This window comes from Mesorhizobium sp. 131-2-1 (assembly GCF_016756535.1).
In the GTDB taxonomy this organism is placed as follows: Bacteria; Pseudomonadota; Alphaproteobacteria; order Rhizobiales; family Rhizobiaceae; genus Mesorhizobium.
The window spans coordinates 129,953-153,930 of the sequence record NZ_AP023247.1 but is presented as its reverse complement, the minus strand read 5'-3'; the positions used below and the strand labels follow the sequence as shown (position 1 = coordinate 153,930).

The window sequence follows — 23,978 nt, the reverse complement described above, 5'->3', positions numbered from 1 at the left end:
CTGCAAGAGCAATTCCAGGAAAAGTGTGTAGCGGTTTTCCGTCCGGAATTGCCTAAGACAGATACTCTGGTCAGGCTTTGATTTTTGCCCCAGCCGGATCGTACATCGGCTCCAGATGGATCTTTGCCGGCGTGCGGTCCATCGCCACCACCAGCTGATAGTCGCCCGAAGCGAGGAAATCGTCGCTCACGCCGTCGGCGTTGCGCACATAGCCGTAGCCGATGTTCTTGCCGATCGTGTAGCCATAGCCGCCGCTGGTGAGGTAGCCGACCGGCTCGCCATTGCGCAGGATGGTCTCGCGCCCGACCAGCACCGTCTCCGGGTCGTCGACGGTGAAGCCGGCAAAGCGTTTCTTCAGTGCCTCGCCGCCGGCCTTTTCGAGTGCCCTGCGGCCGAGGAAATCGGTGTTCTTGCGCAGCTTCACCGCCCAGCCGAGGCCGCCTTCCTGCGGCGTGTCGTTGGGGGTGATGTCGGAGCCCCAGGCGCGGTAGCCCTTCTCCAGCCGAAGCGACTCCAGCGCTCGGTAGCCGACCGGTCGTATGCCATGCGCCTTGCCCGCCGCCATCAGTGTGTCGAAGATCTCGCCAGTTGCGGCGATCGGCACATGCAGCTCCCAGCCCAGCTCGCCGACATAGGTGACGCGCAGCGCCTTCACCGTGTGGCCGGCGATCGTGATCTCGCGCGCATGGCCGAACGGAAAGGCGGTGTTGGAGACATCCGCATCGATCACCGTCGACAGCACGTCGCGGGCGCGCGGCCCCATCAGCGTCAGCGTGCCGAAATCCTCGCTGACATCCTTCAGCGTCACGTCGAGGCCCTTGCCGACATGGTCCTCGATCCACGACAGATCATGCGTGCGAAAACCGGTGCCGGTGACGATGTAGAACCTGTCCTCGCCAAGCCGCGACACGGTCAGGTCCGCCTCGATACCGCCACGCGTGTTGAGAAGCTGCGTGTAGGTCAGCCGGCCGACCGGCTTGTTGACATCGTTGGCGCAGATCCAGTCGAGCGCCTTCAGCGCATCCGCGCCGGTCATCTCATATTTGGCGAAGGAGGACTGGTCGAAGATGCCGACCTTCTCGCGCACGTGCCTGTGTTCGTCGCCGACCGCCGGGAACCAGTTCTGTCGGCCCATCGAGTAGACATCTTCTGGCGCCATGCCCTCGGGCGCGAACCAGTTCGGCCGCTCCCAGCCGAGCTTCGAGCCGAACACGGCGCGGTGCTGCTTCAGCCGCTCATAGAGCGGCGAGACGATGCGCGGCCGGCCCGAGAGGTATTCCTCATGCGGGAAGCCGATCGTGTAGTGCTTGCCGTAGGCTTCCAGCGTGCGGTCGCACACCCATTGCCGGTCGCGGTGCAGGCCGGAAAAGCGCCTTATGTCGACCACCCAGAGGTCGAGCGGCGCCTCGCCGTCGACCACCCATTGCGCCAGTACCCAGCCGGCACCTCCGCCCGACGCGATGCCAAAGGCGTTGAAGCCGGCGCCGACGAACATGTTGGCGCATTCGGGTGCCGCGCCGAGGATGAAATTGCCGTCCGGCGTAAAACTTTCCGGTCCGTTGATCATCTGCTTGACGCCGGCATCGGCCAGTGCCGGCACCCGCTCGATCGCCTGCGCCATATGCTGCTCGAAGTGATCGTAGTCGTCGTCGAATAGCCGGAATTCCCAGTCATCGGGAACGTCGCCGGTCGTCCAGGCCTGCGGGTTCGGCTCATAGCCGCCCATCACCAGCCCGCCGACCTCTTCCTTGAAATAGGTGCGGCGGTCGGGGTCGCGGATCGTCGGCGCGTCGGTCGCAAGCCCCTCGATCTTGTCGGTGATGATGTACTGGTGCTTGACCGGCTGCAGCGGCACGTTTATGCCGGCCATCGCGCCGACCTGGCGGGCCCATTGCCCGGCGCAGTTCACCACCTTGTCGCAGGCGATGTCGCCCTTGTCGGTCTTCACCACCGTGATGCGGCCGTCCTTCATGCCGAAGCCTGTGACGCGTACCTCCTCGAACAATTTGGCGCCATGCATGCGCGCGCCCTTGGCCAGCGACTGCGTGATGTCGGAGGGGCTGGCCTGGCCGTCGGTCGGCAGCCAGGAAGCGCCGACGAGGTCGCCGCTCTCCATCAGCGGCCACATCCTTTTTACCTCGGCCGGCGACAGCAATTGCATGTCCATACCGAAGCTCTTCGCCGTCGTCGCCAGCCGCTTGAACTCGGTCCAGCGGTCGGCATTGGTGGCAAGCCTGAGGCACCCGGTCATCTTCCAGCCGGTGGCGAGCCCGGTCTCGGCCTCCAGCCCTTTGTAGAGCTCGACCGAATACTTCAGCACGCGCGTGATCGAGGCCGAAGAGCGCAGCTGGCCGACCAGTCCGGCCGCGTGCCAGGTCGAGCCCGAGGTCAGCTTGCCTTGCTCCAGCAGCACGACATCGGCCTTGTGGTCGCGCGCCAGATGATAGGCCGTCGAGCAGCCGATGATGCCGCCACCGATGACGACGATCCCGGCGTGGCTGGGCAAGGTCATGGGTTCAGTCTTCCGTACTTCGTTTGGTAGTGGTCCAGCGCCGCGTCGAGCCGCGTCAGGTTCTCCTCGGTGTAGGCGACGTAGTCGATGCCCGGCGCGTCGAGATAGAGTTCGGAGACCATGCTCCACATCGCCTCGCGCAGCAGCGACGCGCATTGCATGGCGGCATGCGAGCGGCGGATCGCATCGTCGGGCTCCTTCATGAAATAGGCGGTGAGCAGGGCGAAGGATTCCTCGTCGCTCAGGCCGGCGTTGGAGGCCGAGCCCGCAAGGTCGAACATCGCCGTGTTGAAGCCCGCATATTCGAAGTCGATCAGCCAGAGCCGACTGCCGTCGTCGAGAATATTGGCCGGCAAAAGGTCATTATGGCCGAACACAATCGGCAGCAGCTTCTGCGCGCGTTCGAGGTCGTCGGCGAGCGTCAGATAGCGGGGCAACTCGTCACGCTTGCGGCTGCCGCCTTCGTCCAGCGTCCGCGCATAGTCGCGGATGACATGGAACACCCAGAACATGAAGCCGGCGCCGGAGACATGATTGGGCATTTCGCGGTGGAAGCCGCGCATCAGCGCCGCGACGCGGCCGATATTGGCGCGAACATCCTCGCCTGTATAAGTCCTTGCGCCGAGATACTGCGTCACCATGATACCCGGCTCGGCATAGCGGACGGCTGGCGCGAAGCCTGCGGCATGCGCCGCGCGCGAGGTCATCACCTCGCGCTCGCGAAAGACGTGGTGGAAAGGAAAATCCTGGCCGAAGCGCACGACATGCCGGCCGGCCGCATCCTTGACCAGATAGTTGGCGTTGCTCAAGCCTCCCGGCAGCGGCTCAATGTCGATCGTGCCGGTCCAGCAGGGCAGGGCGCGGATGCGGTCTTCAATGGTGGTCACGGTCTATTCCTGGTTCGGCGGCGCTTCGGCAAAGCGCCACAGACAGCGCGCGATGGAAATGGGCAATGCAAAAATCTCGTCGGTGCGGGACGCCAGGACCGGTATCCCGCACCGCACCGACGAGCCCCTTGGCCAGGTTTGTGATCCCGGCATCCGCCCCCGCGGATCTGAAAATTCCTCGCACCAGGCCCATTCCGGGCAGTCTGGTTAGTCAATTGCGGCTCTGCCTTGTCCGGCAGTTCCGAGACTGTCATGCCCTTGATCTCACGCCAGCGTTGGTCGGCTGTCAATCAAAAGCTGTGACTTTTTTTGGGTGTTTTGCCCGAAAGTATAAGCAGTTCCTTTAAAAACGGCAGGATTGCCTTAGAATCGGTCAAAATATGGAAGCCCCCCATATGATCCATTCGAAACGGCATGCCGAGATCCTGCGGCTTCTGAACGAGGAGGGCACCATCACCATCGCGAGCCTGGCCGACCGGCTGGGAGTCTCGCTGGAGACGGTGCGCCGCGATGTCAAGCCGCTCACCCATGACGGGTCGATCCTGAAGATGCATGGCGCCGTCAGCCTGCCGGCGATGGCCGGCGAGGCGCCGTTCGAGCGGCGCATGCGCGAGAATGCCGATGCCAAGCGCGCCATCGCCCGCATGGTCGCCGCCACCATTCGCGACGGCGAGTCGGTGATGCTCGACACCGGCACGACCACCTCGTTCCTTGCGCGCGAGCTGCTTGGCCACCGGCGGCTCACCGTCGTCACCAATTCGTCCGACATCGCCCGCACGCTGGCCACCGTAAACGGCAACAAGGTCTATATGGCCGGCGGCGAGTTGCGCAGCGATTCCGGCGCCGCCTTCGGCGTCTCGGCCATCGACTTCGTCAGCCGCTTCTCCGTCAGCCATGCGGTGATCTCCATCGGCGCGGTCGACGCCCTCGCTGGCCTGATGGACTATGATCTGGAAGAAGCTGAATTCGCTCGCATGGTGCTGTCGCGCGGCCAGCGCTCCGTGGTGGTCACCGATCAAAGCAAGTTCGGCCGCCAGGGGCTGGTCCGGGTCTGCGGCTTCGACGGCTTCTCCGAACTCGCCACCGACCGGCCGCCGCCGCGCAACATCGCCGCGGCGCTCGCCGGGGCCGGCGCGCGGATCAGCGTTGCGTTCGGCGAGGACGACAGCCGGTAAGGCCAGGGCAGCGATGTTGTGGGCCGGACAGCGGCCCGCTTTCCTTCCGCGCCCCGCCAGTGTTTAGTCCCGCCATGGCCTTCACCATCCGCCAGCTGCAGTTCTTCGTCGCCGTCGCCGAGCAGGGCACCGTGTCCGGCGCCGCGCAGAACCTCTCCATCTCGCAGTCCTCGGTCACCGAGGCGATCAAGGAGTTGGAGAGCGACCTCGGCGTCGAACTGTTCGAGCGCCACCCGCGCGGCCTCAACATCACCCACAAGGGCCACCAGTTCCTGCGCCACGCGACCAAGATCCTGGCGGATGTGTCCGATGCCCGCCGCGCCTTCTTCGGCGACCAGCTGGTGGCTGGCGGCCGCCTGCAGCTAGGCGTCACCTCGTTGGTCGCCGGCTATGTGCTGTCCGACCTTCTTGCCCGCTACCGCCGCGCCTATCCGGGCGTCGAGGTCTCGGCCATCGAGGACAATGGCGACTACCTCGAGCACCTGCTGATCGGCGGCAAGCTCGACATCGCCGTCATGGTCACCTCGAACCTGCGCGACCGCACCGCGCTGCAGTTGGAAATCCTCGAGGTCTCGGCTTACCGTTTGTGGGTACCGCTCAGCCATAAGCTGGCCAGCGCCGACATCATCGGCATTGGCGACATCGTTTCCGAGCCGCTGATCATGCTCACTGTCGACGAAATCGAGGAAAACACCGGCAAGCTGCTGGCAGCGCTCGGCGCCAAGCCGCATGTCGCTTTCCGCACCCGTTCGGTCGAGGCGGTACGCAGCCTCGTCGCCACCGGCGCCGGCGTGGCGCTCTTGCCCGATCTTGTCTATCGGCCGTGGTCGCTGGAAGGCGACCGCATCGAATCGCGCGATATTTCCGGCGCCCTGCCGGTCGTCCAGGTCGGCATGGTCTGGCGCCGCGGCTCCAGCCTGCCGCAGGCCGCGCGCGACTTCATCGGCCTTGCCCAGTCGCAGCGCACCGTCCGCCAGCGCCCATAAGGGTAGATCGCTATCTATCGGTAAAACCGATATCGCCTTTCTGACAAATGAATTTGCGAAACCGGGCATTTCGCAGCACCTTCCTTCCAGGGAACCAAAGCCGCCGTGGAGTGCGGCCCCTTGAAGCGCCGCTCATCCGCCTTGGGCTGGCGGGCGCTTTGATGTCTGAGGGAGCGCATGGTCTTTTCCGAAGCCGGACGGGTCTTCGGGGTCATGCGCCAAAATGGGAGATCGATGATGAATGCATTCCTGAAGTCGTGCACCGCATTGACGGTCGCGCTGACCTTCTCCGGCCAGGCCATCGCCCAGGTCAAGGAACTCGGCAAGGGCGAGGGCGAAGTCAACATCGTTGCCTGGCCGGGCTATATCGAGCGCGGCGAAACCGACAAGGGCTATGACTGGGTGACGTCCTTCGAGAAGGACACGGGCTGCAAGGTCAACGTCAAGACCGCCAACACGTCAGACGAGATGGTCTCGCTGATGAACGAAGGTGGCTTCGATCTCGTCACCGCGTCGGGCGATGCATCGCTACGCCTGGTCGCCGGCAAGCGCGTCCAGCCGATCAACACCGATCTCATCCCAAGCTGGAAGACGGTCGACGACCGCCTCAAGGACGCGCCCTGGTTCACGGTCGACAAGGTGCACTACGGCGTCCCCTATCAGTGGGGCCCGAACGTGCTGATGTACAACACCGATGTCTTCAAGGAAGCGCCCAAGAGCTGGAACATTGTCTTTGAGGAGATGAAGCTGCCCGACGGCAAGTCGAACAAGGGCCGCGTCCAGGCCTATGACGGCCCGATCCATATCGCCGACGCCGCCAACTACCTGATGTTCCACAAGCCGGAGCTTGGCATCAAGGACCCCTACGAGCTGACCGAGGACCAGTACAAGGCCGCGCTCGACCTGCTGCGCGTCCAGCGCACGCTGGTCGGCCGCTATTGGCATGATGCCGCGATCCAGGTCGACGACTTCCAGAACGAAGGCGTGGTTGCCTCGGGTTCCTGGCCCTACCAGGTCAACACGCTGGTCGCTGCCAAGAAGCCGGTCTCTTCGACCATTCCCGAGGAAGGCGTCACCGGCTGGGCCGACACCACCATGATGGAGGCCGACGCCGCCCATCCGAACTGCGCCTATATGTGGCTCGAGCATTCGCTGTCGCCCAAGGTGCAGGGCGATGTCTCCGCCTGGTTCGGCTCGCTGCCGGTGGTGCCCGACGCCTGCAAGGGCAACGAGCTGCTTGGCGGAGAGGGCTGCAAGACCAACGGCTACGACTATTTCGACAAGATCAAGTTCTGGAAGACGCCGGTGTCGAAATGCGCCAGCGAGAACAACCAGTGCGTACCCTATTACCGCTGGGTGTCGGACTATATCGGCGTCATCGGCGGGCGGTGAGCGCCCTTACCCTCCCCTTTGTGGAGGGGCGACGTGTAGCGTCGGGGTGGTCAGCCGGGCAGGTTCCTCGCTGCCACCCACCCGCGGCTTCCCGACGTCCTCCCCGCTTGAGGGGAGGTGGAGTGCCGTGCCATTTGCGCTGCCCGATTGCCGGCAGCGAGAGCGATTTCGACCAAAGACAACCCGGCAAAAGACTGACAGCCCATGACCTCGGCCGTTTCCTTCCAGAAAGTATCCCGCCATTTCGGCAGCGTTCGTGCCGTCGACGCGGTCGATCTCGACATCGCGCCGGGCGAGTTCTTCGCCATGCTTGGCCCGTCGGGCTCCGGCAAGACCACATGCCTGCGCCTGATCGCCGGTTTCGAGCAGCCGACGTCGGGCTCGATCTCGATCTTCGACGAGCGCGCCGAGGGCGTCCCGCCCTATCGGCGCAACGTCAACACCGTCTTCCAGGACTATGCGCTGTTTCCGCATCTCAACGTGCTCGACAACGTCGCCTACGGGCTGATGGTCAAGGGCGTCGGCAAGCCGGAGCGGCAGAAGGCGGCGGAAGAGGCGCTGTCGCTGGTCAGGCTTCCGGGCTACGGGGCCCGCCGTCCCGGCCAGCTCTCCGGCGGCCAGCGCCAGCGCGTCGCGCTCGCCCGTGCGCTCGTCAACCAGCCCAAGGTGCTGCTGCTCGATGAGCCGCTCGGCGCGCTCGACCTCAAGCTGCGCGAGAACATGCAGGAAGAGCTGAAGTCGCTGCAGAAGGTGCTCGGCATCACCTTCGTCTTCGTCACCCACGACCAGGGCGAGGCGCTGTCGATGGCTGATCGGGTCGCTGTCTTCAACGACGGCAAGATCATGCAGATCGGCACCCCGGAAGACATCTACCAGCGTCCGAAGACGCGCTTCGTCGCCGATTTCGTCGGCTCCTCCAACGTGCTGCCGCCGGACTTCGTCCAGCGCTATTCCGGCCAGCACCGCTGGGGCAGCCTGCGCCCCGAATCCATCCGCGTCACGCGCGAGGCGAGCGGCGACGGCGTTGCCGCCCGTCTGGTCTCGACCAACTATCTTGGCGCCACCACCAGGCTGGCGCTCGATGCCGACGGCTTGCGGCTGCACGCCGTGGTGCCCGCCGGCGTCGCGCTGCCGGTGGAAGGCGAAGCCGTCATGCTCACCTTCAACCGCGATCAGCTGCATTTGATGGACGAGCCGGCATGAGCATCGAGGCGACGATACCGTCGAAGGTTGCCCCTGCCATCCTCCCGGGCAGCGGCGGTCCGCGCGGCGCGCTCTCCGACCTGTTCTGGCGCCGGCCGAAGCTGTTGCTGCTGCTCATGCTGCTGCCGCCGGTGCTGTGGCTCGGCATCGTCTACATCGGCTCGCTGTTCGCGCTCCTGGCGCAAAGCTTCTTTTCGATCGACGAGTTCTCCGGCCTCATCAACCGCGAGTTCACGCTGAAGACTTATGGCGACCTGCTCCAGGCCGCCAATCTCGACATCATCCTGCGCACGGTGACGATGGCGGCGCTGGTCACACTCGCCTCGGCGGTCATCGCCTTCCCCATCGCCTACTACGCGGCGCGCTATGCGCGCGGCCGCTGGAAGGCGCTGTTCTATCTCGGCGTCATGCTGCCGCTGTGGTCGAGCTACCTGGTCAAGGTCTATGCCTGGAAGCTCATCCTCGCCAAGGAAGGCATCCTCACCTGGCTGCTCGGCAAGCTGAACCTGTTGTGGCTGCTCGACGCCTGGCTGTCGCTGCCCGTCGTCGGCGGCAATTCGCTGTCGGTCTCCTTCACCGGCACCTTCATCGCCTTCGTCTATGTCTGGCTGCCTTTCATGATCCTGCCCGTCCAGGCGGCGCTCGAGCGCGTGCCCGGCAATCTGGTCGAGGCCTCGTCCGATCTCGGCGCCTCGCCCGGCCAGACCTTCCGCAACGTGCTGTTCCCGCTGGCGCTGCCCGGCATCGTCGCCGGCTCGATCTTCACCTTCTCGCTGACGCTGGGCGACTACATCATCCCGCAGATCATCGGCACGTCGCGCCTGTTCATCGGCCAGGCGGTTTATTCGCAGCAGGGCACCGCCGGCAACATCCCGCTCGCCGCCGCCTTCACCGTCGTGCCCATCGTCATCATGGGCTTCTACCTCTGGGGCGCCAAGCGCATGGGGGCCTTCGATGCGCTCTGACGGCTCGCCTTCCGCCCCGCTCGGCTTGAAGATCGCCGCCGCCTGCGGCCTGCTCTTCCTGCACCTCCCGATCCTGCTGATCTTCGTCTATGCCTTCACGACCGAGGAGAAGAGCTTCGTCTGGCCGCCGCCGGGGCTGACCACGCAATGGTTCGCCGTCACCTGGAACCGCCCGGATGTGTGGGAGGCGCTGTCGCTGTCGATCCGTGTCGCCGCCATCTCGACGACGATCGCGCTGTTGCTTGGCACGCTCTGCGCCGCCGCAGTCTCGCGCACGCGCTTCTTCGGCCGCGAGACCATCTCGCTGCTGGTCATCCTGCCGATCGCGCTGCCCGGCATCATCACCGGCATCGCCCTGCGCTCGGCCTTTGCGCTCGCCGACATCCCGTTCTCGTTCTGGACGATCGTGCTTGGCCACGCCACCTTCTGCGTGGTCGTCGTCTACAACAATGCCGTCGCCCGCTTCCGCCGCACCTCCGGCTCGACGATCGAGGCCTCGATGGACCTCGGCGCCGACGGTTTCCAGACCTTCAGGCATGTCGTGCTGCCCAACATCGCCACGGCGCTGCTTGCCGGCGGCATGCTGGCCTTCGCACTGTCCTTCGACGAAGTCATCGTCACCACCTTCACCGCCGGTCAGCAGCAGACCGTGCCGATCTGGATGCTGGAGGAATTGATCCGTCCGCGCCAGCGCCCGGTCACCAACGTCGTCGCCATGGTCGTGGTGCTGGTGACGCTGCTGCCGATCCTCTTTGCCTATTACCTGACCCGCGACGGCGACCAGATCGCCGGCAGCGGAAAATGAAAACTGCGAATAGGGAGTAGCGAGTAGCGAATAGGGAAAACCGACAGCCAAACCCTATTCGCTATTCGCTATTGGCTACTCGCTCCTGTTTAGGGAGAACGTTAATGGACACCCAGATGCTGATCGGCTCGACCTTCGAGAAGGGCACCGAGACTGAGGAGCCGATCCTCAATCCGAAGACCGGGGCGACCATTCTCAACCTGCCTGAAGCCAGCCCGGCGCAGATCGAGGCGGCGGTCAGTGCCGCCGAACGAGCGTTCGTCAGTTGGTCGCGCACCACGCCGGCGCAGCGCTCCGGCTATCTCTTGAGGATCGCCGACCGCATCGAGGCCGAGGCCAAGGAATTTGCGGCACTCGAGGCACTGAACTGCGGCAAGCCGATCAACGCCGTGCTCAATGACGAGATCCCGGCGATCGTCGACTGCTACCGCTTCTTTGCCGGTGCCGTTCGCTCCATGCCCGGCCAGGTCGCCGGCGAATACCTCCCAGGTCACACCTCGATGGTCAGGCGCGACCCGATCGGCATCGTCGCCTCCATCGCGCCCTGGAACTATCCGCTGATGATGATGGCCTGGAAGCTGGCGCCGGCGATCGGCGGCGGCAACACGGTCGTCTTCAAGCCGTCCGAGCAGACGCCGCTGACGTCGCTGAAGCTGGCCAGGATCCTCGCCGAGATCCTGCCGGAAGGCGTCGTCAACGTCGTGCTCGGGCGCGGCGACAGCGTCGGCAATGCGCTGATCAACCATGCCAAGGTCAACATGATCTCGATCACCGGCGACGTCGCCACCGGCAAGAAGGTGCTGCAGGCGGCCGCCAAGTCGGTCAAGCGCACGCATCTGGAACTCGGCGGCAAGGCGCCGGTCATCGTCTTCGACGACGCCGACCTCGGCGCCGTGGTCAACGGCCTGCGCGCCTTCGGCTACTACAATGCCGGCCAGGACTGCACCGCCGCCTGCCGCATTTACGCCGGCAGGAAGGTCTACGACAGGCTGGTCGCCGACCTCTCCTCCGCCGTCTCGACCATCAAGTACAACCGCCCGGATGATACCGAAAACGAAATCGGCCCGCTGATCTCGCGCCGCCAGCGCGACCGCGTGTCGAGCTTCGTCGAGCGCGCTTCGGAGTTGAAGCACATCGAGATCACCACCGGCGGCAAGCCGGGCGAGGGCTCGGGCTTCTACTACCAGCCGACGGTCGTTGCCGGCGCGCTGCAGGAGGACGAGATCGTGCGCCGCGAGGTGTTCGGCCCGGTCGTCTCGATCACGCGCTTCACGGAAGTCGACGAAGCGGTGAACTGGGCCAATGACAGCGACTACGGCCTTGCTTCGTCGGTGTGGACCAAGGACGTCTCGCGCGCCATGGCGACCGCCGCCCGCCTGCAATATGGCTGCACCTGGATCAACACCCATTTCATGCTGACCAACGAGATGCCGCATGGCGGGCTGAAGCAGTCCGGCTACGGCAAGGACATGTCGCTCTACGCGTTGGAGGACTACACCGCCGTCCGCCATGTGATGGTGGCGTATGGCTAGCGCCGTTTGAAGGGACACCGCCGCCACCGGCAAGATTGGAAGAAGATGGCGGCGTGCCGCCATCTTTAAACTATTCAGCTCACCAGTTCACCGGCACCTCGCGCGTCGGCGCCGGCGCGGACGCCCTCCAGGCGAAATGGATTTGAGCGAGGGCCGCGAGCCGCAGGTTGGCGACAAGCTCACGGTCGTCCAGAAACCCGCGAAGGCGGGTCAGCGCACGAGTTTCGGCCGCAAGAGCTGACGACCGGACCCAAACGCCTGTCGCCCAAAACCGACAGCGGTTCCGGGCAACAGGCATGATGATTGGGACCTGCGCGGCTATTCGACGATCCGGTAGATCTCCCAGACATTGGTGCCCGATACGACAAAGGGCTCCAACGCCTTACCCCATTTGGCATGTGCCTCGATCTTGCCGAGCTTGGCGAAGAATGCCTCCAACTGGGCCAGGCTTTCGACCTCATGGTGCGACTCGATCCTCGATTCGTGCGCACCGATCGATCCGGTCATGATCTGGAACTTCAAATCGGCGATGCCGACCTGCGAGCCGACCTCGCGTTCCCATTGCCGCATCATGTCGAGCACGGTCTGCTTGTGACCGAACTTGGCGTCGATCTGCCATCTGGCGCTGAACATCGTCGTTCTCCTCCGAGGTTGCGGCCCGACCATGATCCCGAAGAGCGGAATCCGGTTTCGCAAAGGATCATGCTCCGGCACTTGAATGGAGCCCCTCCCGCTTCGATCGGGATGGACAGGTTCCGCTGTTGATCTACCCGCGCCTCACCTACTCGTCCCAGGCCTGCACGACGGTCTGCTTCGCGATCCGGCCGTTCTTCAGCTCCAGCATCGCCGCGCAGAACACCTTGGTGCCGTCCGGATAGGCGCAGGCCTGGGTGAAGGCGAGGTTGTCGCCATCGGCGATGGTGGTGTCGACCTTGTGGGTCATCGCCCGGCTGCAGATGTCGTCCCAGAAGGTGCTGATCGCGGCGCGGCCGCGGATTTCGCGCGGCTTGCTCGGCGGATTGTTGCGGTCGATCACCCGAACCAGCGCATCGTCGGTGTAGAAGCTCGCCAGCAGCTTGCCGTCACGGCCCTCGATCGCCTTCTTGATCGTCGTGCCGTCCACGATCTGTGTCTTGGTCAGCATTTCATCCTCCATGTGCCCGTCGTCTCGGGCGGTTGATGATCGAGTGCTGCCCGGCGCTCATCGCCGGGCGGCGGGTTCCTCACTGCGACTTCGCCTTGACGGCGGCGAACACGTCGTCGGTCTGCTTCTTGAAGGTGGCGAGATCGACCTGGCTGCCGTTGAGCATCGTCGACCAGTGGCGCACGATGGCCGCCATCGCGATCGTCTCCTTGATCTCCTCGTCGGTCGCGCCGTTGAGCTTGGCCGCTTCGGTGTGGAAGTAGATGCAGTACTGGCAGGGGATCTGCGAGGCCACCGCAAGGCCCATCAGTTCCTTGGTCTTGCCGTTGAGCGCGGTGTTGGGATTGAGCTGCACGCCCTTGATCTCGGCCCAGGCGCCGGCCACCGCGACATCGGGCAGCGTCTTGAACATGTCGGGCACCGAGCCGAGCGTTGCCTGGATGTCCTTGTAGGCCGCCGTCGCCGAGGCATCCTCGGCGTTTGCGGGCGCAAGAGTGAAGGTCGCGCCAAGGCTTGCCGCGATCACCAGCGATTTCAGTGTCCGGTTCGACTTCATGTCATCCTCCGTTCGCAGCGCCTTTACCGGCGACACCCGCCTGGCCTGCATGGAGAAATGGATAGCGCCGCCGTGCCCCCTGCCGCTTCCCCCTAAAGCGCCATGGCTCTCATGGCCCGTCCGAGCCAGTGTGCCTGGCGGAAAATGCCGCCGCCGCCGCCCGCGACGGCAGGTCGAGCTTCAGCAGGATGTTGGCGACGTGACGTTTGACCGTATGCTCGCTGAGGCTGAGCTCGGCGGCGATCGCGGCATTGCTCTTGCCATCGGCGATCAGGTTCACCACCTCGCTTTCGCGCGCCGTCAGCGCCGCCGGCTCGGCCGGCCTGGCCTTCTGCCGGCAGGCCGGTTCCAGATGCTGTTCCGATGTCGCGTGCACCACCGGCAGCGGCTCCTCCAGCTCGTCGAGGCTGACGCGGCCGGCGTCGACGAAATGCAGGCCCGAGCCAACCACCAGGTCGGCGACCAGCCGCGAAGCCAGGATATCGCCGCGCCCGGCAAGGCCGGCGAGCTGCATGGTCACGCGCGCCGTGAGTCCGACCGGCGGACCGCGCAGCTCGATCTCGCCGACATGGACGCCTTGCGCGCTCGCCACGCCGATCTGCTGCGCCGCCTCGCGCAGGGCCGCCGCGCAGCGCACGGCGCGCGCCGGCCCGTCGAAGCGCGAGACCATCAATTCGCCATGCGTGCCGCTCGTGCGGCCGCCGTGGCGGCCGACCAGCATCCGCCAGGTCTCCTGGTAGCGCAGACTGCGCTCGCCCCACATCCGGTCGCCCAATTTGGCGGTGTCGTAGATGCGCGTCACCAGCAGTGCGGCGAGCACACGTTCGGTGTCGGCCACGGCCGGCTCGCCGGTCAGGAACTCCTCGACCAGATCGGCCACGCGGTCGACATCGCCGGTCCACACCGGATGGTCGCGCCCAGCGATCTCCACCAGCCGAGCGCCGGGTATCTTGCGGGCAAGGAAGCGGCTCGCCTCCGGGTCGACCCGCACATCACTGCGGCGATGGATCAGAAGCGTCGGCGCACTGATCGTGCCGAGGACATCGCGCACGTCGATGCCGGCATTCATGCGCGCCAGCGCGGCCGCCGCCGTCGGGCTCGCCGACAGCCGCTCGAACCGCGCCCACCATCGCGAAAAGTGCGGGTCATCGACCCGGCCCGGCGCGAAATTGGGCAGCGTGGCGCCGGTGCCCCATGCCGTTTCCGTCGTCGCGATGAACGCCTCGAGGCGCTCCGGCGGCATCACCCATTTGTGGAAATTCGCATAGCCGCCATAGAGGACCAGCGCGCGTGTCCGCTCAGGATAGGTGGCCGCGAACAGCATCGCCATCGGTGCCCCTTCCGAGGTGCCGAAGATCGCCGCGCGGCCGCTGCCGGCGGCGTCCATCACCGCGCGCACGTCGTCCATGCGGGTTTCCAGGCTGGGCAGATGGTGGCTGTCGACGCGGTCGGAGAGACCCGTGCCGCGCTTGTCGAACAGGATCAGTCGCGAGAAGGCCGAAAGGCGTTTCAGCAGGCGGCTGTAACCCTCGTCCTCCCACTGCAGGTCGAGATTGGAGATGAAGCCCGGCACGAAGACGAGATCGAACGAGCCCTGGCCGACCACCTGGTAGGCGATCCGCACATCGCCGCTACGGGCGTATCGGGTCTCGATCGGCCTCACGCAACACCCTGCCGGCCAGACGATTTTTTCTCGTCGACCATAGCAGAGCCATGCCGCAAGCGGCAGACAAACTTTAGAGAGCTGAAATATAAGACCTTCGGCGATCGGGTGCGAAGGCCGGATTACTTGTGCAAAGCACCGCTCTCGCCTTGCGCAGGCCCGGTGTATCCGATGCTCGTGTCGGCCTGTTCGGGCGTCTTGGGCCGCTTGATCTTGGCGGCAGCCGCCACGACCAGCTCGTTGAAATGCTCGGTGCCGCCGTCAAGCATCTCGAACAGCTGCCGCCGCATCCTCGGTTCCCAGAACTTGTTGATGTGCTCGGCGACGCCGGCAATGCCTTCCTCGCGCGGCTTCGAATCGAAGAAGGTTGCGATCTGGTTGGCCATCCGCACCAGTTTTTCCCTGGTGCTCGTGATGTGATCTTCGTCATGCGACATGCTTGGCAACTCCGCAGACCACCCGGTCAGGGTGGGTGAAAATATCGAATTCCTCGCCGCGCACCAGCGCCACCAGCGTCATCCCGGCGGCCTCGGCGGTACGGATGGCAAGTGCCGTCGGCGCCGAAACGGCGATGATGATGGCGGCGCCGATGGCGGCCGTCTTCTGCACCATCTCCACCGAGACCCGCGAGGTCACCACGACGGCGCCCGTCGGACCGTCAATGCCGGCCCTGGCCAGCGCGCCGGCCAGCTTGTCCAGCGCGTTGTGGCGGCCGACATCCTCGCGCGCCATGACGATGCCCTTGCCCTGCACATAGAAGCCGGCGGCATGCACCGCGCCGGTCTCAGTGTGCAACGGCTGCACCTTCGACAGGAGCTTGACCGAGCGGACGATGTCCTCGGCCTCAAGCGTAAGCTTTGACGAACCGACCGCGTCGACCGAGCGCATCGCCTCCTCGATGGATTCGATGCCGCACAGGCCGCAGCCGACCGGTCCGGCAAGCCTGCGCCGCCGCGCCTGGAAGCGCGTATTGGCCTTGTCCTTCAACCTTATCTGGATGTCGATGCCGGCGCCGAGATCCTCAACTTCGATCGCCTCGATCTCTTGCTGGTCGGCAACGATGCCTTCGGTCAGCGAGAAGCCGAGCGCGAAATCCTCGAAATCGGCGGGGCTTGCCATCATCACCGCATGCGTGGTGCCGGCATAGGAGAAAGCCACCGGCGTCTCCTCCGGCACCATGCGGTTCGCGGCCGCGGTGCCGCTGGCGCGGTGCGCCAGCCGCGAGATTTGCGTCGTTGCTTTGCGGCGCGCGGCCAAGACTACTCCGCCGCTTCCAGCGGGGCGATGCGGCGGCTCTGGCGGGCCTGCTCGTTATAGTCCTTCTGCCAGTCGGTCGGCCCGTTGGACGGCGCCACCTGCACGGCGGTGACCTTGTACTCCGGACAATTGGTCGCCCAGTCCGAGAAGTCGGTCGTGATCACGTTGGCCTGCGTGTCCGGGTGGTGGAAGGTCGTGTAGACGACGCCCGGCGAGACACGGTCGGTGATCAGCGAGCGCAGCGTGGTTTCGCCGGAACGGCTGGTCAGCCGCACCCAGTCGCCTTCGCGAATGCCGCGGTTCTCGGCATCGTGCGGATGGATCTCCAGCCGGTCCTCGGCATGCCACATCACGTTTTCGGTGCGCCTGGTCTGCGCGCCGACATTGTACTGCGACAGAATTCGGCCGGTGGTGAGCAGCAGCGGGTAGCGCGGCCCGGTCCGTTCGTCCGTCGCCACATATTCGGTGCGGATGAACTTGCCCTTGCCGCGCACGAAGCCGTCGACATGCATGATCGGGGTGCCGAGCGGCGCCTTGTCGTTGCAGGGCCACTGCACCGATCCGACACGGTCGAGCAACTCGAACGAGACGTTGGCGAAGCTCGGCGTCGTCTTGGCGATCTCGTCCATGATCTCGGAAGGATGCTGGTAGTTCCAGTCGAGGCCGATCGCGCGGGCGAGCTCCTGCGTCGCTTCCCAGTCGGCATAGCGCGCCTTCGGCTCCAGAACCTTGCGCACCATGTTGATGCGGCGCTCGGCGTTGGTGAAGGTGCCGTCCTTCTCGAGGAAGGTCGAGCCCGGCAGGAAGACATGCGCGTAGTTCGCGGTCTCGTTGAGGAAGAGGTCGTGCACGACGACGCATTCCATCGCGGCAAGACCGGCGGCGACATGCTTGGTGTCGGGGTCGGACTGCAGGATGTCCTCGCCCTGGATGTAGATGCCCTTGAAGGAGCCGTCGACGGCGGCGTCCAGCATGTTGGGGATGCGCAGGCCCGGCTCGTCGTCCAGCTTCACGCCCCACAGGCTCTCGTAGATGTCGCGCACCGCTTCGCCCGAGATGTGGCGATAGCCGGGCAGCTCGTGCGGGAACGAACCCATGTCGCAGGAGCCCTGCACGTTGTTCTGGCCGCGCAGCGGGTTCACGCCGACGCCCGGCCGACCGATATTGCCGGTGGCCATGGCGAGGTTGGCGATCGCCATCACCGTGGTCGAGCCCTGGCTGTGTTCGGTGACGCCGAGGCCGTAGTAGATCGCGCCATTGCCGCCCTTGGCGTAGAGGCGCGCGGCGCCGCGGATGAGCTCGGGGTCGACGCCGGAAAGCTTGCCGACGGTTTCCGGGCTGTTTTCCGGCAGGGCGACGAAGGACGCCCAGTCCTGGAACTCGGCCCAGTCGCAGCGCTCGCGGATGAAGGCTTCGTCGAACAGGCCCTCGGTGACGATGACATGCGCCAGCGCCGTCAGCACCGCAACGTTGGTGCCGGGCTTCAGCGGCAGGTGATAGTCCGCTTCGACATGCGCCGACTTCACCATCTCGGTGCGGCGCGGATCGAGCACGATCAGCTTGGCGCCCTGGCGCAGCCGCTTCTTCAGCCGCGAGGCGAACACCGGGTGGGCCGAAACCGGATTGGCGCCGATGATGACGGCGACGTCGGTGAATTCGACGGAATCGAAATCCTGCGTGCCGGCCGAGGTGCCATAGGTCTGGCCGAGCCCGTAGCCGGTCGGCGAATGGCAGACGCGCGCGCAGGTGTCGACATTGTTGTTGCGGAAGCCCTGGCGCACCAGCTTCTGGACGAGATAGGTCTCCTCGTTGGTGCAGCGCGAGGAGGTGATGCCGCCGATCGCGGTGCGGCCGTACTGGTACTGGATACGGCGGAATTCCTTGGCCGTATGGGCGATCGCCTCTTCCCAGCTCACTTCGCGCCACGGATCCGAGATCTTTTCCCGGATCATCGGCGACAGGATGCGGTCCTTGTGGGTGGCGTAGCCATAGGCGAAACGGCCCTTCACGCAGGAGTGGCCGTGGTTCGCCTTGCCATCCTTGTAGGGCATCATGCGGATGACCTCGTCACCCTTCACTTCCGCCTTGAACGAGCAGCCGACGCCGCAATAGGCGCAGGTCGTGACGGCCGAGCGCTCCGGCATGCCCTTTTCCAGCACCGTCTTCTCGCGCAGCGCGTCGGTCGGGCAGGCCTGCACGCAGGCGCCGCAGGAAACGCATTCGGAAGCGATGAAATCCTCATGCATGCCGGCGACCATGCGCGATTCGAAACCGCGGCCCTCGATGGTCAGCGCGAAAGTGCCTTGCACTTCCTCGCAGGCCCGCACGCAGCGCGAGCAGACGATGCATTGCGCCGGATCATAGGTGAAATACGGGTTGGATTCGTCGCGGGCGATGTAGTCGACGGCCAGCGAGCCATGGCCAGGCGCGACGCCGTTCTCTTCCTTGACGTGGTTACGGCCTTCGACGCCGTAGCGGTTCTCGGTCAGGCCGACCGACTTCGCCACAACGTCGAACTCGCTGGCGCCGGTGCCGGCCTTTTCGTTCCAGCCAGTCGGATGGTCGGAGACGTAGAGCTCCATGACGCCGCGGCGGATGGCGTCGAGCCGGTCCGACTGCGTGCGCACAACCATGCCTTCGCCGACCGGTGTGGTGCACGAGGCCGGCGTGCCGCCACGCCCTTCGATCTCGACCAGGCACACGCGGCAGGAGCCGAACGAGTCCAGCATGTCGGTGGCGCAGAGCTTCGGGATCTCGACCCCGCCTTCCATCGCCGCGCGCATGATCGAGGTGCCTTCCGGCACGCTGATGCTGCGGCCGTCGACGGTCAGCGTGACCTGCTTTTCAGCCCTCGATTCCGGGGTGCCGTAGTCGATCTCTTCGATGAAGGTCGGGAAGTCGGCCTTGATGTTCATCTGCCAGCTCCTATTCAGCCGCAACGCGCGCCGGCGCCGGCTTGAAATCCTCGGGGAAATGCGTGATCGAGCTCATCACCGGGTAGGGCGTGAAGCCACCCAGCGCGCACAGCGATCCGAACTTCATCGTGTTGCAGAGGTCGGTGACCAGAGCGAGGTTCTTCTCCGCCTCGACCCCGGCGGCGACCTTGTCGAGAACCTCCACCCCGCGCGTCGAGCCTATGCGGCACGGCGTGCACTTGCCGCAGCTTTCGATGGCGCAGAACTCCATGGCGAAGCGTGCCTGCTTCAGCATGTCCGCGGTATCGTCGAACACGGTGAGGCCGGCATGGCCGATCAATCCGTCCTTGGCCGCGAAGGCTTCATAGTCGAACGGCGTGTCGAACAGTGCGCGCGGGAAGTAGGCGCCGAGCGGGCCGCCGACCTGCACCGCCTTCACCGGACGCCCGGAAGCCGTGCCGCCGCCGATCTCGTCGACGATCTCGCCCAGCGTCAGGCCGAAGGCCGTCTCGAACAGGCCGCCATGCTTGACGTTGCCGGCGATCTGGATCGGGATCGTGCCGCGCGAGCGGCCCATGCCGAAATCCTTGTAGAAGGCGGCACCCTTGTCCATGATGATCGGCACCGAGGCTAGCGAGATGACGTTGTTGATCACCGTCGGCTTGCCGAACAACCCTTGAATCGCAGGCAGCGGCGGCTTGGCGCGCACCACGCCGCGCTTGCCTTCCAGACTGTTCAGAAGCGAGGTTTCCTCGCCGCAGACATAGGCGCCGGCGCCGACGCGGATCTCCATGTCGAAGGCGTTGGGTGAGCCCAGCACATTGAGCCCGAGCACGCCGGCCTTGCGGGCGACCTGGACAGCCTTGTTCATCGTCGCCACCGCATGCGGATACTCCGAGCGGATATAGACGAAGCCCTTGGTCGCGCCGGTGGCGATGCCGGCGATCGCCATGCCTTCGATCAGCACGAAGGGGTCGCCTTCCATGATCATGCGGTCGGCGAAGGTGGCGCTGTCGCCCTCGTCGGCGTTGCAGACGATATATTTTTGGTCACCTGCCGTATCGAGCACCGTCTTCCACTTGATGCCGGTCGGGAAGCCGGCGCCGCCGCGGCCGCGCAGGCCGGATTCGGTGACCTGCTTGACGATGTCGGCCGGCGCCATGGCCACTGCGTTCTGCAGGCCCTTCAGCCCGCCATGCGCCTTGTAATTGTCGAGCGACACCGGGTCGATGACGCCGCAGCGCGCGAAGGTCAGCCGCGTCTGCTTGGCCAGGAACGGGATCTTGTCCGGCGCGCCCAGCCAGCGCTTGTGGTGGCCGCCCTTGAGGAAGCCGCTGTCGAACAGGCTCTTGACGTCGGAAGGCTTCACCGGCCCGTACGCGACGCGGCCCTCGGTGGTTTGAACCTCGACCATCGGCTCCAGGAAATAGGCGCCGCGCGAGCCGTTGCGCACGATCTTGGCCTCGACGCCGCGCTCCTTGAGTTCCTCCGCGATCGCCTTGGCGACTTTGTCGGCGCCCAGCGCCAGCGCGCCCGAGTCTGCGGGAACATAGATGCGCGGGATCATGAGCGTACCTCCGCGACGATCTCTTCGATCTTCTCGTCATCGAGCCGCCCGATCACCTCGCCGTCCAGCATCGCCGACGGCGAACAGGCGCAAAGCCCGAGGCAATAGACCGGCTCCAGTGTAACCGATCCGTCGCGGGTGGTCTCGTGGAAACCGATGCCGAGCAATTGCTTGACCTTGGCGGCCACCGCGTCCGAGCCCATCGACTGGCAGGCTTCCGCCTGGCAGAGCTTGAGCACATGCCGGCCGGCCGGGCGGGCGCGGAAATCATGGTAGAAGGTGACAACGCCGTGCACTTCGGCCCGGGAGAGGTTCAGCCCGTCGGCGATGACCGGGAGCGCTGCCTGCGGCACATGGCCGAACTCTTCCTGGATGCCGTGCAGGATCGGCAACAGCGGGCCATCAAGGCCCTTCAATTCCTCAACGATCGCGGCCGTGCGCGATGCGATCTCGGTACTTGCAGGCTGCATTGGCATGCAGCGCCCTCCCTGGTCGTGGCGACCTTATGTATGTCACCCAAATATAGAGCGGTTTTCGGGCAACGACATGCATAGGACGCAATATCGCTAAGTCCTTACGAAATCAGAGGAAACCTCCGAAATCAATAAAGCTGTTCCGTCGCTCGATAGAAATTTTCTATCAAGTGCGGTCCGCCTGCACTGTCTAGCCTAGCGATGGTTTCGGAAATCGTCCGCCAGCGTCATCGCCTCGTCCAGCAGCGCCTGCACCAAAGGCGTGTGCGGTTCGCCGGGAGCCGCCACCAGCCCGACCGTGTGGCTGGCATCCGGCTCGACGATCGGAATGGCCCGGATCGGCTCTGAAAAGCCGAATGTTTCCGCGAGGTTGAGCGGCATGATCGACGACCATTTGCCGGTTCGGATATGCGAGAACAGCACGATCATGGAATTGGATTCCAGCGTCGGCCGTACCTGCACGCCGGCCTCAGCCAGGTGCTGGTCGATGATGCGGCGGTTCTGCATGTCGGGCGTCAAAAGGCAGAGCGGCAGCTGGCTGATCTCCGCCCACGTCACTTTGTCGCGGTCGGAATAGGGATTTCCGACCGCGGTGATCAGCTGGTAGCGCTCGTCATAGAGCGGCACGCTCACCACCCGTCCGAGTGGCTCGTTGTCGAGATAGGTGATGCCGGCATCGACGTCGAAATTACCGAGCAGCGTCAGCACCTCGATCGAGGTGCGCGACAGCACCGAGAAGGTGACGCCCGGATGCTTTTCGCGAAATGGCGTCGTCAGCCGCGCCACCATGGCCAGCGCCGTCGGAACCGCCGCTATGCGGATGCGGCCGGACAGGCCGTGGCGGGCCGCCCGCATCTCCTCGCGCATGGTGCGGCTGTCGCCGACGATGCGGCGCGCCCAAACCAGCACCTGCTTGCCTTCCGGCGTCAGGTCCTGGAAGCGCGAGCCGCGCAGCACCAGCATCACGCCAAGCTGTTCCTCCAGCTGCTTGATCCCCGCCGAGAGCGTCGGCTGGGTTACGCCGCACACTTCCGCCGCCCGGCCGAAATGCTCCTCCCTGGCGAGCGCGATGAAGAATTCCAGCTTGTCGATCATCGGCGCAGGCTAACCGGCGTAAAGCTGTTGCGCCAGACGGCGCTGCCGCGGAACCACGAACTGGTTCGCGCCTCGGAACTTACTCGCCCGCAAGGCACAATATGTTGCCGTCCGGATCCTTGAACCATGCGACCTTCATGCCGTAGCCGGCGTGGACGTCGCCCTCCAGCGCAAGGCCCGGCATCTCATAGTGCTCGAAGGCGACACCCTTCGATTTCAGCGCCTGGACGATCGCGCCGATCTCGCTGCCGACCGTCCACGTCAACGCCGTCGCCTTGTTGGTTCCGGCGAATTCCGAACGATAGACGTTGATGACCGTGTCGCCGCTCTTGTAGACGATCAGGTCTCCGGCCATCTCGTCCACCTGCTTGAGGCCCAGCGTTCCTTCATAAAACGTCTTTGCCCTCGCAAGGTCCTTCACCGCCAGATTGGCCGTCGCGTTGCTGTTTGCGAGCATGACAGCCTCCTTCCCCGGTTGCCGTCGCTCATGGCAACCGAGATAGGGTCCGTGGATCGATCGGCCATGGCCAAGCGGTGCGTGCCGGCCAAAAACAGCGTCGGGCAAACCGACACCATCGGTCGTTTTCAGTGGCACGCGGCGCGAGCCATTGCTCCACGGCTTGGTTCTTGCCGGAAACTGCACTATCTGCATCGCCAAACCTCAAGGAAACACCATGGCCGTCACCAAGGAAACCGTCATAGAGCGCCTGAAAACGGTCAACGGGCCGGATTTCACCGGCAACATCGTCGACCTTGGCCTGGTCTCGGAGATTTTCATCGCCGACGCCAAGGTGTTCTTCTCGATCACCGTTCCCGCCGCCCGCGCGCAGGAGATGGAACCGCTGCGCGCCGCTGCCGAGCGTGTGGTCAAGGCCATTCCCGGCGTCGCCGGCGCCGTCGTGGCGCTGACGGCCGAGAAGAAAGGCGGCGGCATGGAAGCCCCGGTGCCTCCGCGTCCCGCGCCTCGACCGGCCCCGCCGGCGGCACCTTCGCGGCCCGCGCCGCAGGCGCCCGCCTCGCACAGCCACGGCAAGCGCGGCGTGCCCGGCATCGAGGCGATCATCGCGGTGGCTTCTGGCAAGGGCGGCGTCGGCAAGTCGACCACCGCGGTCAATCTGGCGCTTGGCCTTGCCGCCAACGGCCTGAAGGTCGGCGTGCTCGATGCCGATATCTACGGCCCGTCCATGCCGAGGCTGCTCAACATCCATGGCCGGCCGCAGACCGTCGACGGCAAGATCCTGAAGCCGATGCAGAACTATGGGCTGAAGGTGATGTCGATGGGCTTCCTCGTCGACGAGGAGACGCCGATGATCTGGCGCGGTCCGATGGTGATGTCGGCGCTGACGCAGATGCTGCGCGAGGTCGAATGGGGCCCGCTCGACGTGCTCGTCGTCGACATGCCGCCCGGCACCGGCGACGCCCAGCTCACCATGGCGCAGCAGGTGCCGCTCGCCGGCGCCGTCATCGTCTCGACGCCGCAGGACCTCGCTTTGATCGACGCCCGCAAGGGTCTCAACATGTTCAGGAAGGTCGACGTGCCGCTGCTCGGCATCGTCGAGAACATGAGCTACTTCCTCGCCCCCGACACCGGCAAGCGCTACGACATTTTCGGCCATGGCGGCGCGCGGCGCGAGGCCGAGCGGCTGGGCGTCACCTTCCTCGGTGAAGTGCCGCTGGAAATGGGCATTCGCGAAAGCTCGGATGCTGGCACGCCGGTGGTGGTCTCGAAGCCGGACGGGGCCGAGGCGAAGATCTATCGTGATATCGCCTTGAAGGTCTGGGACAGGGTCAATGAGGAGCGCGGCGCGGCGGAAGCCGCGGTGCCAAGCATCGTGTTCGAGTAGACTGCGG

21 protein-coding genes are annotated in these 23,978 nt (G+C 65.1%); 8 read left to right on the top strand and 13 right to left on the bottom strand.

Going from position 1 to position 23,978, the window contains the following annotated elements:
• Window positions 1–70: 70 nt before the first annotated feature.
• Both JG743_RS00700 and JG743_RS00695 read right to left on the bottom strand, forming a co-directional pair.
• Complete coding sequence (locus tag JG743_RS00700) at window positions 71–2,512, bottom strand: GcvT family protein (protein WP_202297054.1); 2,442 nt, start codon at window positions 2,510–2,512, stop codon at window positions 71–73.
• Window positions 2,509–3,399 (bottom strand): phosphotransferase family protein, encoded by an 891-nt coding sequence (locus JG743_RS00695; RefSeq protein ID WP_202297052.1) that lies wholly within the window; start codon window positions 3,397–3,399, stop codon window positions 2,509–2,511. The genes JG743_RS00700 and JG743_RS00695 overlap by 4 nt, the downstream gene beginning before the upstream one ends.
• 395 nt (window positions 3,400–3,794) lie before the next feature.
• Between JG743_RS00695 and JG743_RS00690 the strand changes: the two genes are divergently transcribed.
• The 7 genes from JG743_RS00690 (at window position 3,795) to JG743_RS00660 (ending at window position 11,457) form a co-directional block, all read left to right on the top strand.
• The gene (locus JG743_RS00690; RefSeq protein WP_202297050.1) at window positions 3,795–4,574 is read left to right on the top strand and encodes a DeoR/GlpR family DNA-binding transcription regulator; all 780 of its coding nucleotides are present in this window, start codon (window positions 3,795–3,797) and stop codon (window positions 4,572–4,574) included.
• A 74-nt stretch (window positions 4,575–4,648) separates the two neighbouring features.
• Window positions 4,649–5,560: a LysR substrate-binding domain-containing protein gene (locus tag JG743_RS00685; protein ID WP_202302361.1), complete on the top strand. Its 912-nt coding sequence runs from the start codon at window positions 4,649–4,651 to the stop codon at window positions 5,558–5,560.
• A 237-nt stretch (window positions 5,561–5,797) separates the two neighbouring features.
• The gene (locus JG743_RS00680; RefSeq protein ID WP_202297048.1) at window positions 5,798–6,952 is read left to right on the top strand and encodes an ABC transporter substrate-binding protein; all 1,155 of its coding nucleotides are present in this window, start codon (window positions 5,798–5,800) and stop codon (window positions 6,950–6,952) included.
• Between the two features lie 204 nt (window positions 6,953–7,156).
• Window positions 7,157–8,155, top strand: a complete 999-nt coding sequence (locus JG743_RS00675; RefSeq protein ID WP_202297046.1) for an ABC transporter ATP-binding protein — start codon at window positions 7,157–7,159, stop codon at window positions 8,153–8,155.
• Window positions 8,152–9,120, top strand: coding sequence for an ABC transporter permease (locus JG743_RS00670; protein WP_244673031.1), 969 nt, complete (start codon window positions 8,152–8,154; stop codon window positions 9,118–9,120). Before JG743_RS00675 ends, JG743_RS00670 begins: the two co-directional genes overlap by 4 nt.
• Window positions 9,110–9,925: an ABC transporter permease gene (locus tag JG743_RS00665; protein ID WP_202297044.1), complete on the top strand. Its 816-nt coding sequence runs from the start codon at window positions 9,110–9,112 to the stop codon at window positions 9,923–9,925. The genes JG743_RS00670 and JG743_RS00665 overlap by 11 nt, the downstream gene beginning before the upstream one ends.
• Window positions 9,926–10,029: 104 nt before the next feature.
• The gene (locus JG743_RS00660; RefSeq protein WP_202297042.1) at window positions 10,030–11,457 is read left to right on the top strand and encodes a gamma-aminobutyraldehyde dehydrogenase; all 1,428 of its coding nucleotides are present in this window, start codon (window positions 10,030–10,032) and stop codon (window positions 11,455–11,457) included.
• A 318-nt stretch (window positions 11,458–11,775) separates the two neighbouring features.
• Here the strand turns inward: JG743_RS00660 and JG743_RS00655 are convergent, their stop codons facing one another.
• The 11 genes from JG743_RS00655 to JG743_RS00605 form a co-directional block, all read right to left on the bottom strand.
• A complete protein-coding gene (locus JG743_RS00655; protein WP_202297040.1) occupies window positions 11,776–12,090 on the bottom strand; it encodes a hypothetical protein in 315 nt (104 codons plus the stop codon).
• Window positions 12,091–12,238: 148 nt separating this feature from the next.
• On the bottom strand, window positions 12,239–12,601 hold the full coding sequence (locus JG743_RS00650) for a nuclear transport factor 2 family protein (RefSeq protein ID WP_202297038.1): 363 nt from the start codon (window positions 12,599–12,601) through the stop codon (window positions 12,239–12,241).
• 79 nt (window positions 12,602–12,680) lie between these two features.
• Entirely contained in the window at window positions 12,681–13,157 is a 477-nt protein-coding gene (locus tag JG743_RS00645) for a carboxymuconolactone decarboxylase family protein (protein WP_202297036.1), read from the bottom strand.
• A gap of 109 nt (window positions 13,158–13,266) precedes the next feature.
• The gene (locus tag JG743_RS00640; RefSeq protein ID WP_202297034.1) at window positions 13,267–14,820 is read right to left on the bottom strand and encodes an alpha/beta fold hydrolase; all 1,554 of its coding nucleotides are present in this window, start codon (window positions 14,818–14,820) and stop codon (window positions 13,267–13,269) included.
• A 122-nt stretch (window positions 14,821–14,942) separates the two neighbouring features.
• Window positions 14,943–15,257 carry a formate dehydrogenase subunit delta gene (locus JG743_RS00635; protein WP_202297023.1) on the bottom strand — a complete coding sequence of 105 codons (315 nt, stop codon included), beginning with the start codon at window positions 15,255–15,257 and terminating at the stop codon, window positions 14,943–14,945.
• Window positions 15,247–16,077, bottom strand: a complete 831-nt coding sequence (gene fdhD, locus JG743_RS00630) for a formate dehydrogenase accessory sulfurtransferase FdhD (RefSeq protein ID WP_202297021.1) — start codon at window positions 16,075–16,077, stop codon at window positions 15,247–15,249. The genes JG743_RS00635 and fdhD overlap by 11 nt, the downstream gene beginning before the upstream one ends.
• Window positions 16,078–16,079: 2 nt before the next feature.
• Entirely contained in the window at window positions 16,080–18,992 is a 2,913-nt protein-coding gene (fdhF, locus tag JG743_RS00625; protein WP_202297019.1) for a formate dehydrogenase subunit alpha, read from the bottom strand.
• A gap of 10 nt (window positions 18,993–19,002) precedes the next feature.
• Window positions 19,003–20,559 (bottom strand): formate dehydrogenase beta subunit, encoded by a 1,557-nt coding sequence (locus JG743_RS00620; protein ID WP_202297017.1) that lies wholly within the window; start codon window positions 20,557–20,559, stop codon window positions 19,003–19,005.
• Window positions 20,556–21,035: a formate dehydrogenase subunit gamma gene (locus JG743_RS00615; RefSeq protein ID WP_202297015.1), complete on the bottom strand. Its 480-nt coding sequence runs from the start codon at window positions 21,033–21,035 to the stop codon at window positions 20,556–20,558. The genes JG743_RS00620 and JG743_RS00615 overlap by 4 nt, the downstream gene beginning before the upstream one ends.
• 192 nt (window positions 21,036–21,227) lie before the next feature.
• Window positions 21,228–22,127 carry a LysR family transcriptional regulator gene (locus JG743_RS00610; protein ID WP_202297013.1) on the bottom strand — a complete coding sequence of 300 codons (900 nt, stop codon included), beginning with the start codon at window positions 22,125–22,127 and terminating at the stop codon, window positions 21,228–21,230.
• Between the two features lie 79 nt (window positions 22,128–22,206).
• The gene (locus tag JG743_RS00605) at window positions 22,207–22,584 is read right to left on the bottom strand and encodes a VOC family protein (protein WP_202297011.1); all 378 of its coding nucleotides are present in this window, start codon (window positions 22,582–22,584) and stop codon (window positions 22,207–22,209) included.
• Window positions 22,585–22,801: 217 nt separating this feature from the next.
• Here JG743_RS00605 and JG743_RS00600 point away from each other — a divergent pair, with 217 nt between their 5' ends.
• The gene (locus JG743_RS00600; protein ID WP_202297009.1) at window positions 22,802–23,971 is read left to right on the top strand and encodes an Mrp/NBP35 family ATP-binding protein; all 1,170 of its coding nucleotides are present in this window, start codon (window positions 22,802–22,804) and stop codon (window positions 23,969–23,971) included.
• Window positions 23,972–23,978: the final 7 nt, after the last annotated feature.